At 57.9% G+C, this 14,473-nt stretch carries 16 protein-coding genes and 2 pseudogenes; 9 read left to right on the forward strand and 9 right to left on the reverse strand.

Going from position 1 to position 14,473, the window contains the following annotated elements; genetic code table 11:
• Positions 1 to 208: 208 nt before the first annotated feature.
• The 3 genes and pseudogenes from VHB22_RS05105 to VHB22_RS05115 all read right to left on the reverse strand — a co-directional run.
• Positions 209 to 713, reverse strand: a pseudogene (locus VHB22_RS05105) (amino acid permease); the annotation flags it as partial.
• A gap of 39 nt (positions 714 to 752) precedes the next feature.
• Positions 753 to 1,984, reverse strand: a pseudogene (locus tag VHB22_RS05110) (arginine deiminase).
• Between the two features lie 23 nt (positions 1,985 to 2,007).
• Complete coding sequence (locus VHB22_RS05115) at positions 2,008 to 3,432, reverse strand: basic amino acid/polyamine antiporter (protein WP_325455882.1); 1,425 nt, start codon at positions 3,430 to 3,432, stop codon at positions 2,008 to 2,010.
• A 654-nt stretch (positions 3,433 to 4,086) separates the two neighbouring features.
• On the opposite strand from VHB22_RS05115, the gene VHB22_RS05120 reads away from it, so the two are divergent.
• The 6 genes from VHB22_RS05120 to arsH all read left to right on the forward strand — a co-directional run bounded on the left by VHB22_RS05120 (position 4,087) and on the right by arsH (position 7,576).
• Positions 4,087 to 4,389 (forward strand): hypothetical protein, encoded by a 303-nt coding sequence (locus tag VHB22_RS05120; protein ID WP_325455883.1) that lies wholly within the window; start codon positions 4,087 to 4,089, stop codon positions 4,387 to 4,389.
• Positions 4,390 to 4,851: 462 nt separating this feature from the next.
• On the forward strand, positions 4,852 to 5,199 hold the full coding sequence (locus VHB22_RS05125) for a metalloregulator ArsR/SmtB family transcription factor (RefSeq protein ID WP_325455884.1): 348 nt from the start codon (positions 4,852 to 4,854) through the stop codon (positions 5,197 to 5,199).
• Entirely contained in the window at positions 5,196 to 5,720 is a 525-nt protein-coding gene (locus VHB22_RS05130; RefSeq protein ID WP_325455885.1) for an arsenate reductase ArsC, read from the forward strand. The genes VHB22_RS05125 and VHB22_RS05130 overlap by 4 nt, the downstream gene beginning before the upstream one ends.
• A 3-nt stretch (positions 5,721 to 5,723) precedes the next feature.
• Positions 5,724 to 6,422 (forward strand): MIP/aquaporin family protein, encoded by a 699-nt coding sequence (locus tag VHB22_RS05135; RefSeq protein WP_325455886.1) that lies wholly within the window; start codon positions 5,724 to 5,726, stop codon positions 6,420 to 6,422.
• Between the two features lie 3 nt (positions 6,423 to 6,425).
• The gene (gene arsC, locus VHB22_RS05140) at positions 6,426 to 6,839 is read left to right on the forward strand and encodes an arsenate reductase (glutaredoxin) (RefSeq protein WP_325455887.1); all 414 of its coding nucleotides are present in this window, start codon (positions 6,426 to 6,428) and stop codon (positions 6,837 to 6,839) included.
• Positions 6,839 to 7,576, forward strand: a complete 738-nt coding sequence (arsH, locus tag VHB22_RS05145; RefSeq protein WP_325455888.1) for an arsenical resistance protein ArsH — start codon at positions 6,839 to 6,841, stop codon at positions 7,574 to 7,576. The genes arsC and arsH overlap by 1 nt, the downstream gene beginning before the upstream one ends.
• Before the next feature lie 142 nt (positions 7,577 to 7,718).
• On the opposite strand, the gene VHB22_RS05150 is transcribed toward arsH, so the two are convergent.
• Entirely contained in the window at positions 7,719 to 7,913 is a 195-nt protein-coding gene (locus tag VHB22_RS05150; protein WP_325455889.1) for a hypothetical protein, read from the reverse strand.
• A gap of 237 nt (positions 7,914 to 8,150) precedes the next feature.
• On the opposite strand from VHB22_RS05150, the gene VHB22_RS05155 reads away from it, so the two are divergent.
• Positions 8,151 to 8,420 (forward strand): hypothetical protein, encoded by a 270-nt coding sequence (locus VHB22_RS05155; protein ID WP_325455890.1) that lies wholly within the window; start codon positions 8,151 to 8,153, stop codon positions 8,418 to 8,420.
• Here VHB22_RS05155 and VHB22_RS05160 read toward each other — a convergent pair.
• From VHB22_RS05160 to VHB22_RS05180, 5 genes are all read right to left on the reverse strand, one after another.
• On the reverse strand, positions 8,395 to 8,709 hold the full coding sequence (locus tag VHB22_RS05160; protein WP_325455891.1) for a copper-binding protein: 315 nt from the start codon (positions 8,707 to 8,709) through the stop codon (positions 8,395 to 8,397). The two genes, VHB22_RS05155 and VHB22_RS05160, sit on opposite strands and share 26 nt — an antisense overlap.
• A 52-nt stretch (positions 8,710 to 8,761) precedes the next feature.
• Complete coding sequence (locus tag VHB22_RS05165) at positions 8,762 to 9,259, reverse strand: cupredoxin family protein (RefSeq protein WP_325455892.1); 498 nt, start codon at positions 9,257 to 9,259, stop codon at positions 8,762 to 8,764.
• A 27-nt stretch (positions 9,260 to 9,286) separates the two neighbouring features.
• Positions 9,287 to 10,675, reverse strand: coding sequence for a copper oxidase (locus VHB22_RS05170; protein WP_325455893.1), 1,389 nt, complete (start codon positions 10,673 to 10,675; stop codon positions 9,287 to 9,289).
• A 17-nt stretch (positions 10,676 to 10,692) separates the two neighbouring features.
• Positions 10,693 to 12,015 carry a TolC family protein gene (locus VHB22_RS05175; RefSeq protein WP_325455894.1) on the reverse strand — a complete coding sequence of 441 codons (1,323 nt, stop codon included), beginning with the start codon at positions 12,013 to 12,015 and terminating at the stop codon, positions 10,693 to 10,695.
• A 150-nt stretch (positions 12,016 to 12,165) separates the two neighbouring features.
• A complete protein-coding gene (locus tag VHB22_RS05180; RefSeq protein ID WP_325455895.1) occupies positions 12,166 to 12,420 on the reverse strand; it encodes a hypothetical protein in 255 nt (84 codons plus the stop codon).
• 750 nt (positions 12,421 to 13,170) lie between these two features.
• Between VHB22_RS05180 and VHB22_RS05185 the strand changes: the two genes are divergently transcribed.
• Positions 13,171 to 13,905: a glutaredoxin gene (locus VHB22_RS05185; protein WP_325455896.1), complete on the forward strand. Its 735-nt coding sequence runs from the start codon at positions 13,171 to 13,173 to the stop codon at positions 13,903 to 13,905.
• Between the two features lie 12 nt (positions 13,906 to 13,917).
• On the forward strand, positions 13,918 to 14,412 hold the full coding sequence (locus VHB22_RS05190) for a DUF305 domain-containing protein (RefSeq protein WP_325455897.1): 495 nt from the start codon (positions 13,918 to 13,920) through the stop codon (positions 14,410 to 14,412).
• Positions 14,413 to 14,473 lie beyond the last annotated feature (61 nt).

A 14,473-nucleotide genomic window follows, 5' to 3' on the forward strand; every position in this document is an offset into this window, starting at 1 on the left:
ACGCTATTCCAGTTCTGTTTTTTTATTTGTGGAACGAACGTGGATAGTCTGCGCTCCGCGTCTGCGGGTGCACGAGGCAACGCGTTGTTAGATTAACTGGAATGGGATCCGAGCGCTGGCCGCAAAGGGATCAATAGCTGTTTTGCTATGCATCAAGGCGGTGTGCAATATTGCGCTGCGTGATGAAATCAATCGCCCAAAGATGAGTGATCCAGAGAAGTGTGGGTTGCGCTGCGTTGCTCTTGGATAAGAGCGCCGCCGCTTCCTTGATGCCCCGCAAGATCAAAATGTGTACGCCCCATAGCAGCGCCGAAGCAGACAGGATCGCCACGGGCGTCGTGCCATCGCCGAAGGCCGGAAAAAACTGTCCTAAGGTGGCCTTTATCAAGACGAGACAAGCGACGTCGGCAAGACAACACCCTATCCAGTAACCCATGGCTGACGCGAAGCCGACATAGTTGCCGAAGCCCGCTTTGGCATAGGCGTAAATTCCGGCATCCTATTCGGGTTTTCTTCGCGAGAGTGTTTGAAAGACGAAAGCCAGCATCAGCATGGCCGACGCCTGCAGTGCTCCAGGCAATCAATGCGCCCAAACCACCCGTCGCTCGACCGAACGCAGCCGGCAGAGCGAAAATTCCTGAGCCGACCATCGACCCGACGACAAGCGCAATAAGCGCACGAAGGGAGAGATTTTGCTCGGACGAGGATGTCATGGTTGCAATTGTTGATCCGGCATCAGCGAACGCCGGCGCCTAGAAGTCGATTGGGTCTCGGGCGATAGGGCAAGTCATGCAGTGGCCGCCGCCGCGCCCGCGCCCAAGTTCGGAGCCGTCAATGGTAATGACCTCGATGCCCGCCTTGCGCAGCAACGTGTTGGCATAGGTGTTGCGATCATAGGCGAAGACGACACCCGGCGAAGCGCAGACAAGGTTGGCGCCCGAATCCCACTGTGTCCGTTCGCGCATATAATCGTTACCACCGGTCTCGACGACTCGCATCGAGGGGAGTCCGAGTGCCTCCTTCACCGTGTCGACGAGGCCTTTGTCCTTCGAGAGTTCGACTCCGCCTTTGCCGTTCGGCCGATACGAGAAGCACTCAATGCCGTTGACGATGTCGGGATAGAGCAGCACGCAGTCTCGGTCGGCGAAGGTAAACACTGTATCGAGATGCATCGCGGCGCGCAGCTTCGGCATGGCCGCGATGATGACGCGTTCGGCGCCGCCTTTTTCGAACAGCGCTTGCGCAACTTGGCTGATTGCTTGGCGCGAGGTGCGCTCACTCATGCCGATCAGCACATTTCCCTTGCCAATCGGCATTACGTCGCCACCTTCGAGCGTCGCAAGTCCCAGTCCTTGGTCGGATCGCCCCACCATACGTTCACTTGTCCGGCGAAGTCGGGATGGAACTTGTAAATGGACGAGGTGAGAATCGTCTCCTCATGTCGCGCCGGCCAGTACAACGGGTTGAGTGTCACTCCGGCATAGATCCAGCACGTCGTATCGCGCGTATAGAGTGTGTTCGGTAACGGCGGCAGCAGATATTCGTTGACGCCGGCGGCGTCCCGAATGAGTTCGAGAGTCGGGCCGCCAATGGTCTCGGGGAACTCGTAGGTCGACAGGCCGCCAATCAACGTCTCAGCCAGATCTCGGTTGGACAGACCAAGGTAGGAGCGCACCTCCTCGACAAAGCCGAGGCCGATTTGGTTCGGTACCACTTGGTTGTCGAGGATCCAGGCCTTGGCTTCTGGAACGGCGAGCGTTTCGGCAAGCAGATTATGCATTTCCAAGACTTCGATGCCGCGATCTCGCATTTTGTTGATAAAGTCGAAATGATCTCGCTTGGCGGTATCGACCCACAGCACGTCATCGAACAACAGCGCGTCGCAATTGGACGGCGTCAGGCGTTGGTGAGCACGTCCCGGCGCGCAGACCAAAACCTTGTGCAGCTGGCCGACCTCGGAATACACGCCAAACTTCGTTTCCATGTGAGGCTCCTTGGCGCCCTCTGTCAGGGGGTGATAAGCCCTGTTACGAGTCCGTAGGCGCCCACCGCTCCGCCGAGCACGGTGACACCGAAGATGATCAGCTCCGTGGGCGTGAATAGATGCGCGCCCTGCTCCCGCCTTGCCCAGAAGTATAGAATAGTCCCAGGCACGAAGAGCACCGTCACTAGAAGGACGTACTTCAGGCCGGCGGCAACGAACATGACCAGCGTATAGAGTACGGCGAGCGACGCGATGAGTTGATCGCGGCCTCGCTCGCTTGGCGATGTTTCATAGCCTTTTCCGCTGCGCGCCAGCATCACGCCATACCCCGCGACCAATAGGTAAGGCAGAAGGGCAGTGACACTTGTCATGTCGAGCATGAAGTTGAAGGCGTCCCTAGACCAATAGGTCGATATGACGAACAGCGAAACGACGATGTTAGTGAGCCACAGCGCGTTCGCGGGCACACGGTTGGAGTTTTGTGCCGCGAACAATCGCGGCATGTCCTGCGATTTGGCCACGGCGAACAAGACTTCCGCACAAATCAACGACCAAGCGAGATAAGCGCCAAGCACTGAGATCAGCACGCCGATGGATATGAATACAGCGCCCCAATGCCCAACCACCAGCTCAAGCGCTCCCGCAAGCGAAGGGTTTTGCACTCCCGCAATATCGGTGCGGGTGGCCGTCGCATACGGAAGCAGCGTGACCGCCACCATGAGGCCGGTGACCGCAACGAAGCCCAAGATGGTGGCGGTACCTACGTCCGCGCGCGTCTTGGCAAAGCGGGAATAGACGCTGGCGCCCTCGATGCCGAGAAATACGAACACCGTGATCAACATGGTGTCGCGCACCTGCGCCAGCAGACTCTTCTCCGGCATGCCGACGCCGCCGAAGAAGTTTTCGGAAAACTTCCCATAGTTAAAGAATAAGATGAAGGCCATTATCGCCACCAAGATCGGTACCACCTTAGCGATCGTAACGACTGTGTTGATAAAAGCGGCCTGCTCGACCCCACGCAGGATCATGAAGTGAAACGCCCATACGCCAATGAGTGAGACGATGATGGCCGTCGCTGAAGTGCCGTCGCCGAAAATGGCGGGAAAGAATCGCCCTAACGTGGAACTGATTAATAACCAGTAGAACACGTTACCGAGGCAGCTGCCGAGCCAGTAGCCGAATGCCGACAGAAATCCCATGTAGTCGCCGAATCCGGCTTTGGCGTAAGCAAATACGCCGGAATCGATATCTGGCCGCTTTTCGGCCAATGCTTGGAAGACGCGCGCCAGCATGTACATGCCTGTGCCGGCGATTGCCCAAGCGATGAGCGCACCAAAAGGGCCAGTCGCGGTGGCGAAACGTCCCGGAAGGTTAAAAATGCCGGCGCCGACCATGGATCCGACGACCATGCCAGTGAGAGAGAAAAGAGAAAGCTTTTGGGTTTGCATAGAGTCGGGTGCCATCGCCTCTCCCTTACTTCGGGCAGGCCATTAATTAATTGTCCCAATGTAATTGGGCGTTTCCGAAAAGAGGTGGGATTTGATTGCGAGGTAATTCAAATCAGGCAATTCAATTTCAATAAGGTAGTCCGAACGTGACCGTTAGATTACGCATCGTCAAATAATTTCGATGCTGCTTTGCGGAAAACGAAGCGCCGCAGAAGACCCGAAAAATTTATTATTATTATTCATGCGGGTGCGATGACGCTGTCCCTCACTGCCCTTACGGGTTCAACGATCTTCTATAGTCGTTTTCCGGCCTATCGCTGCGAGTGACTGTGTTGCCGGAAACGACGGTATTCAGAACCAAGCGAGCGCACGGGAATGTCGCGCCCAACATAAGTGCTCCAGAGAAGGACGTCGTCGTCATTCTTTAGCGCGTAATCAAATCTCTTAGCGACATCCTCACTCGCATAAATAGATGCGTACTGGGGCAGCCTCAGATCAATAAGGAGTTCGGGGCGAGATGCGCTGCATATCGATATGCACGAAGTCCATAACCGAGAACACGATCGCGAGCGTCAGCGAGATAGAGAATGCAATGACCAAGCCCCGGCGTACTCCACATCGCTCGGCTTCTGACATTGGTCGACGGGAGGTATGATGGCAGCCGAGGACCCGAGCCTCAGAGAGCGTCTTGTCGGTCTCAAGGTGCGCCGCGACGAACTTGCTCAGGAACTGGCCGACTTGCAAAAGCGCATGGCGGCCGACGAGCCGGCGATTACGCCCAAGAAGATCGCGGCCTTCGCGGCCCTACGGAAAGATAAGCTGAGAAACGGTCTCGGCTGGCCTCAAACAAGCCTATGCGCGGCGGCTGCTGCGAGAGGTGAGCGTCCGCGACAAAGAAATCCGAATTTCCGGCTCAAAAGCGGTCCTGGCGCGCGCCGCATCGAGAGGCCTCGATAAAACCGCGCCGGTAGTTCTCTCTTTCGTTCAGGAATGGCGCCCCGTAGGGGACGGGGAATAAAGCATTGATTTTAAACGATAATATCGACTGCTACTGCTTCTCCGAGTAGCAGCTATTTGAAGCAATTTCCAGCTTAAAATAGCGCTCAATAAAATTTTGCCGCTCTACTCAGGCAGAGAGAGAAGAACGAAGGAAAACTGCGTTGTCCCAACAGGCTAGGTCAGGAGCGCGCAACGGCGGCTCTGGCTGCTATCTAGGAATAAGCAGACATAGGTGACGATCGAGGCGCGGAAGCCGATCAGTCGACCGACAACTCCGCTGGCCACTGAGCAGGCCGGCACTGAACCGGTTTGCTCGCCCGCGTTCCGGCTCTTCTGACACCTCGGTACTGGCGAAATCACCTGACCTCCGAATTAAATCTCTCGGCTTGCACACTTCAAGAATCCTTGTAGTGTGTGCTGATGAACAGCAGAGACGCCGTCACCCGACTTGCCGCGCTGGCGCATGACCAGCGCCTCGCCATCTTCCGCTTGCTGGTGAAGGAAGGCCCGAACGGGCTACCCGCTGGCGAGATCGCCGACGCCGTTGGCGCCACGCCGACGGGCGCTTCTTTCCATCTCAAGGAGTTGGACCGCGCCGGGCTGATCCACGCCACGCGCGTCGGGCGATACATCCGCTACGCCGTGCATTTCGAGGGGATGCGGCAGTTCCTGAGCTTCCTCACCGAAGACTGCTGCCAGGGGAACCCGGAGCTTTGCGGTCCAACAATAAAAAAAGCGCGCAAGCTGTGTAAGGGAGAAACAAAATGAACGGAGACGGTCCGTATAACGTGCTCTTTCTTTGCACGGGCAATTCCGCCCGCTCCATCATGGGCGAAGCCATTATCAACCGCGTCGGCGCGGGCAAATTCAAAGGCTATAGTGCCGGCAGTATGCCCAAGGGCGAAGTTCATCCGCTTACCCTCAACCTGCTGAATAGACTGAACTACGACACCAGCGCCATGCGCTCGAAGTCCTGGGAGGAGTTCACTGCGCCCGGTGCGCCAGAGTTGGATTTCGTGTTCACAGTTTGCGACAACGCCGCCAACGAGGTGTGCCCCATTTGGCCAGGACTGCCGATGACCGCGCATTGGGGAGTTCCTGACCCCGTCGAGGTCCAGGGCACCGATGTTGAGAAGACGCTGGCCTTCGCAGATACCTACCGCATGCTCAACAATCGCATCGGCATCTTCACCAGCCTGCCGCTATTTTCGCTCGACGAGCTAAGCCTGCAGAAGCAGCTCGATGACATAGGCCGTTCCAAGGCCGACAGCGCCCGCGAGAAAGCGTAACCCGTGTCACCCTATTCTGCTGCTCAAAGCGTCGCGGCCGAGTTCCTCGGCACGGCGCTGCTGCTCGCCACCGTCGTCGGTTCCGGCATTATGGGCGCCAAGCTCTCGGCCGGAAACGAAGCATTGGCGCTGATGGCGAACACGCTTCCAACCGGCGCCATCTTGGTAGTCTTGATCACGGTGTTTGGGCCTGTTTCCGGTGCACATTTCAATCCGGCAGTTTCAGGTGTATTTTGGCTGCGGGGTGAGATCAGCTCCCGGCCGACTCTGTTTTACGTTCTAGCGCAGGTCTGCGGCGGCCTTGTCGGTGTCGCCGCCGCGCACGCAATGTTCGACCTACCTCTGGTGCAGTTGGCCACCAAGATGAGAACGGGCACCGGCCAGTGGTTTGCGGAAGGCGTTGCCACCTTCGGCCTGTTGCTCACCATCCTCGGCACGCTGCAGGCCCGGCCCAAGGCTGTCGCTGTTAATGTCGGGCTTTACATCGGCGCGGCGTACTGGTTCACAGCGTCCACTTCTTTCGCCAATCCAGCCGTCACCATCGCCCGCGCCTTCTCGGACACGTTCGCCGGCATCCGCCTTGCGGATGTCGTTCCCTTCATCATCGCGCAGTTGGCGGGGGCGCTGATCGCCACGCTGATGGCGGCCTGGTTGTTTCGGCCTGCGCCTCAAACGCTGACGAAAAGAGTTCCGGCGGAGTAAACCATGACCATAACCATCTACCACAACCCTGCCTGTGGCACCTCGCGCAACACGCTGGCGATGATCCGGCAAAGCGGCGAGCAGCCGCAGATCATCGAGTACCTGAAGACGCCGCCCTCGCGCGAAACGCTGGTGGACCTCATGAGGCGCATAGGAATCGGTCCGCGCGATTTGCTCCGGCAAAAGGGCACGCCTTATGCGGAACTTGATCTCGGCAATCCTAAGTGGACCGACGACCAACTGATTGATTTCATGATGGAGCACCCCATCCTCATCAATCGGCCGATCGTGGCGCCGCCGCTAGGTGTGAAGCTGTGCCGCCCCTCGGAGGCGGTGCTGGACATTCTGCCCAACGCCGACATTGCCGCCTTCACCAAGGAAGACGGCGAAGTGGTGCCGGGAAGGAAGAAAGCCTAATGGGCAAGAACGGCACGACCGACCTTCACAACGTCGCGCACGAGCATCTGCAGATCCCCGCCGGCGACAAGCTGGCGGCAACGGCCGAGCACAAGCCGCGCATCCTTCTTCTTTACGGCTCCTTGCGCGCCCGCTCGTACAGTCGGTTTCTCGTCATGGAAGCCGCCCGGCTGCTGGAACACTTCGGCGCTGAAACCAAAATCTATGACCCGCACGGCTTGCCGTTGCCGGATGACGCGCCGGAAACTCATCCCAAGGTACAGGAGCTGCGCGAACTCGCGGCGTGGTCGGAGGGCCAAGTCTGGTGCTCGCCGGAGCGCCACGGCGCGATGAGCGGGGTAATGAAGTCGCTGATCGACTGGATTCCCTTGTACACCGGCGCGATCCGCCCGACCCAGGGCAAGACGCTAGCGATAATGCAGGTGAGCGGCGGCTCGCAGTCCTTCAACGCCGTGAACCAGATGCGCGTGCTCGGCCGCTGGATGAGGATGATCACGATTCCCAACCAGTCTTCGGTGGCGAAAGCCTTCAACGAATTCGACGAGGACGGCAGCATGAAGCCGTCGGCCTACTACGACCGCGTGGTGGACGTGATGGAAGAGCTGGTGAAGTTTACGCTGCTGACCCGCGACCGAGCGGACTACCTCGTGGACCGCTACAGCGAACGGAAAGAAAGCGCCGACGAGCTTTCCGGGCGCGTGAACCTCAAATCGTCCGTCGGCGACACGCCACGCTAACTCGCCGATTGCCCCGACTTTGGTAGCTGCCGGCTAGCTACCATAGTTCGTGAACACTCCGTCCCAATAACGGCCATCGCATGATGCTTGATCGGCGACGCAGAACGCGCTGCCGACCACGTCTGCTTACGGGAGCAATGCGTCACATGTCGATCTTCTCGGCGATCTCGCGCGTTGTCGACCTATCAACGAGCTCTTCAGCGAGGAAGCGCTGGACGGCATGAGCCAGCACATGATCTGTCAATGAAAATAGCTTGAGGTCTCGCGGATATGGCAGGAGGAAGGCGCTTTTGGAACGCCCGTTGTGTTCCTCGTCGCGATTTACTGAGAGGCGCAAGGCTCCCTCATGCAGTCAGCTCATCTGTCCCCATACGTCCTGGCGGCCTACACATATCAACACGGATGTCGCCGCTTTTTGTAAGACTTATCGCTCAAAGCACCGTCCGGACCGCCCTCGTGGTGTAAGCGGCCCTGTAGCCGATCGAGTTCCATGTGTTTTTTGGACCAGGGATCAGCCGTATAGCACCGGACGAATCTCCCGACATTATGGCAATGCCGATACAGGCGGTTGTCGATGGGGACTGCGCCGTGCGCTGATTGGTTGGAGAACGGCGCGAACACGCCGACGGGGACCGCGACCGCAGGGGAAATTTTCGTCATCATCGCGATGATTGCCGAAGCACTCACCACCAATATCTCTTTCTGTGTCATTGCCTACTCCTTGCAAACTTACCGCTTAAAAATCGCGTTGAAATTTCCGATGCTTGCCGAAATTGGCAGTCCATATTGTGGAACGGCGGACATTTCCGGTTTGTTTCCTATTTTTTCTTTTCAATTTTCATGACGGTAAGCTGGCCGTTGACCTTGTCGACGCTGAATTTGATCTTCTCGCCGGGCTTAACGGTTTTGAGCATCGCAGGGTCACTAGCTTTGAACACCATGGTCATGGCGCCCATATCGAGATTGGTGATGGCGTCATGCTTGATGGTCATCTTGCCGGCGGACTCATCCACCTTCTTCACCTGTCCGTTGATCATCGGCAGACTCTTGGATTCTTCCGCTGACGCGAAGCCATTGACCGACACCAGACATGCCAGCGCGGCGAGAAGAAGTGCGGGTTTAAATCGTTTCATCGCTGTTACTCCGTGTTTGATTGATGACGTGCATTCTCAGCCCTCTGTCGCGTCACTTGACGACGACTTTTCCGTGCATTCCCGCTTCGTAGTGGCCGGGAATGAGACAGGCGAATTCGAATGACCCCAGCTTTGAGAATTTCCAGAGAATTTCCTTTTGCTGGCCCGGTTCGATGCTCTGAGCGTTCGGATCGTCGTGCTCCATCTCCGGATTTTTCTGCATCTCGATCTTATGGCGGGCGTTGTGATCGAATGAATCGAGGAAGAACTCGTGTTTCAGCGTGCCGACGTTCTTAACGATGAACTTGATCTGCTCGCCCTTCTTCACATCGATCTCTGCGGGCTCGTAAGACATCGTCCCATTGGCCTCGGACATGGTGACTTCAACCGTGCGAGATGGCTTCATCGAATTTCCAGGTTCGCCAGCGGCGTAATCGTCATCGTCGCCGCCATGGGCGAAAGCCCGTGAGTTGTCTGTTGCGCTAAACGCGATCGCCAAGGCGCAGACGAGCACCAGGGCGGACGCGCTAAACTTTGAAGGGAGACGCATGAATCGTTTTCTCCTCATCTATTGATGTCAGTGTTTCATCGGTCCCGTCGGCTTCACGACGCGGACTTCGATTTCGCTATTTGTCGTTGCATTGTTCGGCGGCGCTTCGGCAGCCTTGCCCGCTTCGCCCGTCCATTCGTGCGCGACGGTGCCTTCCGGAAACTTGTACCAGCCGGGATCCTTGTAATCGTGGCGGTCAAGACCGTCGCGTATCTTCATGACGGTAAACATGCCGCCCATTTCGATGGGTCCAAACTGCCCGAAGCCGGTCATCATCGGCAGCGTGTTATCGGGCAATGGCATCTCCATTTCGGCCATGCCGGCTCCGCCCGCTTCTCCCATTGGCATGTAGCCTCCGGGGACGACCTTCGAGATCTTTGGCTGCACACTTTTGAGATCGACGCCGATGTAGGTCTTCACATCGTGACCCATAGCGTTCATGGCGTGGTGCGTCTTGTGGCAGTGGAACGCCCAATCGCCCGGATTGTTGGCAACGACATCAAACGCGCGAACTGCGCCAACGGGAACATCGATCGTCGTCTCCGGCCATTGCGCGCTTTCCGGCACCCATCCTCCGTCGGTGCAGGTGACCGAGAAATGATGACCGTGCAGATGAATTGGGTGATTGGTCATCGTCAGATTGCCCATGCGCACACGCACGCGGTCACCAAGGCGGACGGGCAGCGTGTCGATGCCAGGGAACACGCGGCTATTCCAAGTCCACATATTGAAATCGAGCATTTCGTTGACCCTCGGCAGATAGCTACCAGGGTCGATACGATAAGCGCTCATGATAAAAACGAAGTCGCGATCAACGGGGCGGAAGTTGCGATCTTTGGGATGCACGATGAACATGCCCATCAAACCCATCGCCATTTGCACCATCTCGTCGGAATGCGGGTGGTACATGAACGTGCCGCTGGCGTTCAGCTCGAACTCGTAGACGAAGGTTTTGCCTGGAGGGATGTGAGGTTGCGTGACGCCCCCAACTCCATCCATACCGTTCGGTATCCGCATGCCGTGCCAATGCACCGTCGTATGTTCAGGGAGCTTGTTAGTGACGAAGATGCGAACCTTGTCGCCTTCAACAGCCTCGATCGTCGGCCCGGGCGCCTGCCCATTGTATCCCCACAGATGAGCTTTCATTCCGGGTGCGAATTCGCGCACCACCGGCTCGGCGACAAGATGAAATTCCTTCCAGTCACCGTTCTGCTTCCAAGGCAAAGTCCACCCATTCAGGGTGACAACCGGGTTATATTCCGGGCCGCTCGACGGATGGAGCGGCGGCTGCATCGATGGCGATGCCTGCGAGGGAGCCTCAGGAATGGATGCGGCGGCGGCGCGGCCAGACACCTGCGTCACGCCCGCGAGCGCAAGCCCGGAGGTTGCTAGAAAGTTGCGACGCGAAACAGTCATGGGCTGAGGTTCCTTTGCTAATCGTTTTGTGCTGCGGCTTGTTGCGTCTGGCCGATGCCACCGGGGGTAAGCCCGCCTCCCCCGATCGTTGCAGCGCGCAGGTTCACATCGGCGACCCAGAAGTCGCGCTTCGCCTCGATGGCTTGCACATTGGCGGCAATCCGGTCCCGCGCGTCGGTCAGGAGACCAAACAAGTCAGAAAGCATGCCGTTGTAGTTGAGGAGCGTCTGCTCGGAGATCGTCTCGCGCAATGGCAGGATGGTCTTCTCGTAGTAGCGTGCAATGTCGTAGGCACCCCGGTACGCTTGATAGGCTTGGCGCGCATCCGCTCGTACGTTGATTGCTTTGTCGATGAGGCTGTTGACGGCGCGGAGATAGATTTCTTCGGCGCGTTTGGTTTTGGCTTCGCCGAAATCGTAGATTGGGATTTGGAAGCTCAGGTCATAGCCAGCGCGCGGCGTTCGTTCACCGTTTTGGATTTCGTTTCGGCTGATGCCGCTGGCTTCGAGGCCATCGATAAAGCGTGTCGCATGCGTAAGGCCGTACTCCTTCGCAACGACCCTTAATTCCATCCGCGCGGTCTGGAGATCGATGCGCGACAGGACAGCCTCTGTCTCCACGTCGCCCGACGTGCGGGGCTTTGCAGGAAGCGGCCGGAGTTTGCCGGGTAGCCGATACGTGAGCTCGGCCCCCCAAAGACCAAGCATGCGGTTAAGCTTTTCGCGTTCACTCCGTTGCTTCAGACGGGCGACCGCGAGTTGCCCGCTAACTTCTGCATAAAAGGCATGTTCCCGGGCCTGATCGAGCTTCGGCAAGGCGCCCGTTTGTCCGAGCTTCTTTGCGAGTTCTGATACGGCCTCGGCTGCAGTGCGCGATTCCTCAAGAAACTTCACCGTCTGTCCGGCTGCAACGGCTCTGTAGAAGGCGCGGCGTGCTTCGGCTGCCGTGATGAGGGTTGCTTCGATCGCATGCGCTTGCGCAATTTTAAATTTATCTTGCGCAATCTCGCGACGGCGCGGCAGCGTGAGAAGGGCGAGGATGTTCTGCGTAATCTGCCGTTCGATCTCGAGTTCAGCGCCGGTGAGATGGACCAGCGAAAAAGACGGCGCAGGCGGAAGACTTGCCTCGATCATCTCGGCCTCGGAGACGCCAAGATCGTTGTAAGCTGCCTGAAGTGCACGATTGTTCAGCAGCGCGATCTGCACGGCGGCACCGGCCGTGAGCGGCTTAGCCAAGAGCGACCTCACGCGCGCCTTCGTGGATGCGGCGTCCGCCTCGTTTCTAATTTTTTCTGCCGGCGTACCAAGAACACTACCGGTCTGATCCGCGACGAGAGACATCCCGCCATCCTTAGAAAACTCCGCGCACCCGCCGAGCATCAGCGCGGCTGCCGCGATTATCAGGCCGGGCCCAGCGCCCCCGCGCCGAACCGTGCGTTCCACCTTCCCCCGAGTCATGTCGTCCCTCTCTTGCGCAGTACCCGACGCCCCTCAGTGCGCGTCGTGCCCCTGCGAATTGGATTTGGATTGAGGTTGTTTCGGCGCGACCCGACGATTGACGGCGCCCCAGGGCATCGGTTCAACAGGCTCATAGCGCTTTGCGCCCGCATTCACTGGCACGTACGACTGTTCACGCACGGCGATCGGCTGGTCGGGCATCGGCCCGCTTACCGGCCAACCTGGAGACTCGTCGCCCCACGCAGCGAACGCAGGTAGCAACGCAATCGCGAATATTCGCAAGTACATGTCCAACCCCATAATGCGAGGCTTCGGTCATCGCCGACTACGAGTTTGGACACACGCCAAACCCTACGCGGGGATCCAGATGATACGGAACAGGCGTGCGCTGTCGCGGAGCGAACATTCCACGCCAAGCCCAATCACTGGGCCGGCATCCAATTTTTGGACGCAATTAGCCTCTGGGAGGTCTTTCAAGACCGAACTTACGATCGAGTGCTTTGACTGCAGGGTCATAAGCCAGGCCAATCCGCCGCACGGGGGCATTGGCGGAAAGCTGCAGAATTTTATGCAAAGCAGCCGACGGCGAACCACACTGCGAACTGCAGTGAGACATTCCCTGGCAACAGCAAGCTCCCGCGCAGTTTCGCTCTGCGGGCAGCGCTCCGCCAATCTCAAAGTATTCGGGCACGGCGAGGTCGCCCCTAGGCGCACTCTGATCCTGAGAGTGGACTGCCACCCTGACCGCGTCACCATCTACCCGTCCGCCATGGGCATTGGCCACGCTAGGCGCGCCTAGCATGAGCAGGGCCAGAAGAACGACGATCGGGAACCAGTGTTTCAAGGTAAAATTGCGCCGTTAATGGTGCCGAATGCACGACTCGGAAACAGCGCGAGGATAAGGGGTTCGATCGTCCCCTGCAACCACTTGGGCGCCTCGCGTCTCTCTTTCAGCTGTTTTAGTGCTCCGATTGCAATCTGCCCTCGGAGCATTTTCAACGGTTCGGGCGTTGTCTGCAAAAGGAGTAGGCCGCCCCGATGTCCGAAAAGTCCGCATCTTTGTACCGCATGGCGACCGACGAGCATACTTGCCCCTTTGGGCTCAAGTCGCTCGATTTGCTAGAGCGCGAGGGATACGCGGTTGAAGATCACAAACTGACTTCAAGAGAAGAGACCGACGCCTTCAAGAGGCAATACCACGTCTCCACAACGCCGCAAGCATTCATCGGCGGTGAGCGGATCGGCGGCTACGACGCACTTCGAAAATATTTCGGTAAACCGCCCGTCAGCTCTGAAGCGGTGACCTATCAACCGGTGATCGCGGTCTTCGGGACAGCCGCCCTGATGGCGATTGCCGCGAATTGGTCGGCGCACGGTGCACTCCTGACCGTGCAGGCAGCTGAATGGTTCATCTCCTTCAGCATGTGCATTCTCGCCATATTAAAGCTGCGCGATCTTGAGTCTTTTTCGAACATGTTTCTCGGCTACGATCTGCTCGCGCAGCGCGTCATGCGCTACGCCTACGTCTATCCATTTGCCGAAGCTCTGGCCGGCATCTTGATGATCGCTGGCGCGTTAAAGTGGATCGCGATCCCTGTTGCGCTGTTCATCGGCGGCATTGGCGCGATTTCCGTTCATAAGGCCGTGTACATCGACAGACGAGACCTCAAATGCGCCTGTGTCGGCGGCGACAGCAATGTGCCGCTCGGCTTCGTCTCGCTCACCGAAAATCTGATGATGGTCGCGATGGCCGTGTGGATGATGTTCAAATGAGGATGTTAGATGATGCCCTATAGCCGGTTCTTCGCGATGGTCGCGGTCTCTGCCCTCGTGATGTTTGGACTGATGTATCTCAATACGTATGCGCTCGATCACGTATTCTACAGCCAGACGCGTATGTGGATGGCGGTTGTGATGGGGGCCGCTATGGCGATCATCATGCTAGGCTTCATGTCGGCAATGTACAAAAATGCGCGCATAAACGCGGCGATAGTCGTGTGTAGCTTTTTAGTTTTCGGAGTTTCACTTTGGCTCGTCCGTAGCCAGCAGACGGTCGACGACGTCAGCTACATGAGGGCGATGATCCCCCACCACTCCATCGCCATCATGACAAGTGAACGCGCGCATATCCACGATCCACGCGTCCGCAAACTCGCTGACGGCATAATCGATGCGCAGGTGCGAGAGATCGGTGAGATGAAAAAGCTGATTGCGGACCTCGATAAGCATCCTTCTCCCCCAGGGGCACCGGACCTGCCGCCCGCCCGCAAGGACGAATAATCTGGCGATCGCTTCGCAGCTTTTAACGTCGAAAGACTTTGGCGTTGCGACCGAGTGAATC

The sequence above is a fragment of the Hyphomicrobium sp. genome (genome assembly GCF_035548195.1).
GTDB lineage: Bacteria > Pseudomonadota > Alphaproteobacteria > Rhizobiales > Hyphomicrobiaceae > Hyphomicrobium_B.

Coding starts and splice junctions, on each gene's coding strand:
- VHB22_RS05115 (WP_325455882.1), bottom strand. CDS start 3,432: ATGCAAACCCAAAAGCTTTCTCTTTTCTCTCTCACTGGCATGGTCGTC.
- VHB22_RS05120 (WP_325455883.1), top strand. CDS start 4,087: ATGGCAGCCGAGGACCCGAGCCTCAGAGAGCGTCTTGTCGGTCTCAAG.
- VHB22_RS05125 (WP_325455884.1), top strand. CDS start 4,852: ATGAACAGCAGAGACGCCGTCACCCGACTTGCCGCGCTGGCGCATGAC.
- VHB22_RS05130 (WP_325455885.1), top strand. CDS start 5,196: ATGAACGGAGACGGTCCGTATAACGTGCTCTTTCTTTGCACGGGCAAT.
- arsC (WP_325455887.1), top strand. CDS start 6,426: ATGACCATAACCATCTACCACAACCCTGCCTGTGGCACCTCGCGCAAC.
- arsH (WP_325455888.1), top strand. CDS start 6,839: ATGGGCAAGAACGGCACGACCGACCTTCACAACGTCGCGCACGAGCAT.
- VHB22_RS05155 (WP_325455890.1), top strand. CDS start 8,151: ATGGGGACTGCGCCGTGCGCTGATTGGTTGGAGAACGGCGCGAACACG.
- VHB22_RS05160 (WP_325455891.1), bottom strand. CDS start 8,709: ATGAAACGATTTAAACCCGCACTTCTTCTCGCCGCGCTGGCATGTCTG.
- VHB22_RS05165 (WP_325455892.1), bottom strand. CDS start 9,259: ATGCGTCTCCCTTCAAAGTTTAGCGCGTCCGCCCTGGTGCTCGTCTGC.
- VHB22_RS05170 (WP_325455893.1), bottom strand. CDS start 10,675: ATGACTGTTTCGCGTCGCAACTTTCTAGCAACCTCCGGGCTTGCGCTC.
- VHB22_RS05175 (WP_325455894.1), bottom strand. CDS start 12,015: ATGTCTCTCGTCGCGGATCAGACCGGTAGTGTTCTTGGTACGCCGGCA.
- VHB22_RS05180 (WP_325455895.1), bottom strand. CDS start 12,420: ATGTACTTGCGAATATTCGCGATTGCGTTGCTACCTGCGTTCGCTGCG.
- VHB22_RS05185 (WP_325455896.1), top strand. CDS start 13,171: ATGTCCGAAAAGTCCGCATCTTTGTACCGCATGGCGACCGACGAGCAT.
- VHB22_RS05190 (WP_325455897.1), top strand. CDS start 13,918: ATGCCCTATAGCCGGTTCTTCGCGATGGTCGCGGTCTCTGCCCTCGTG.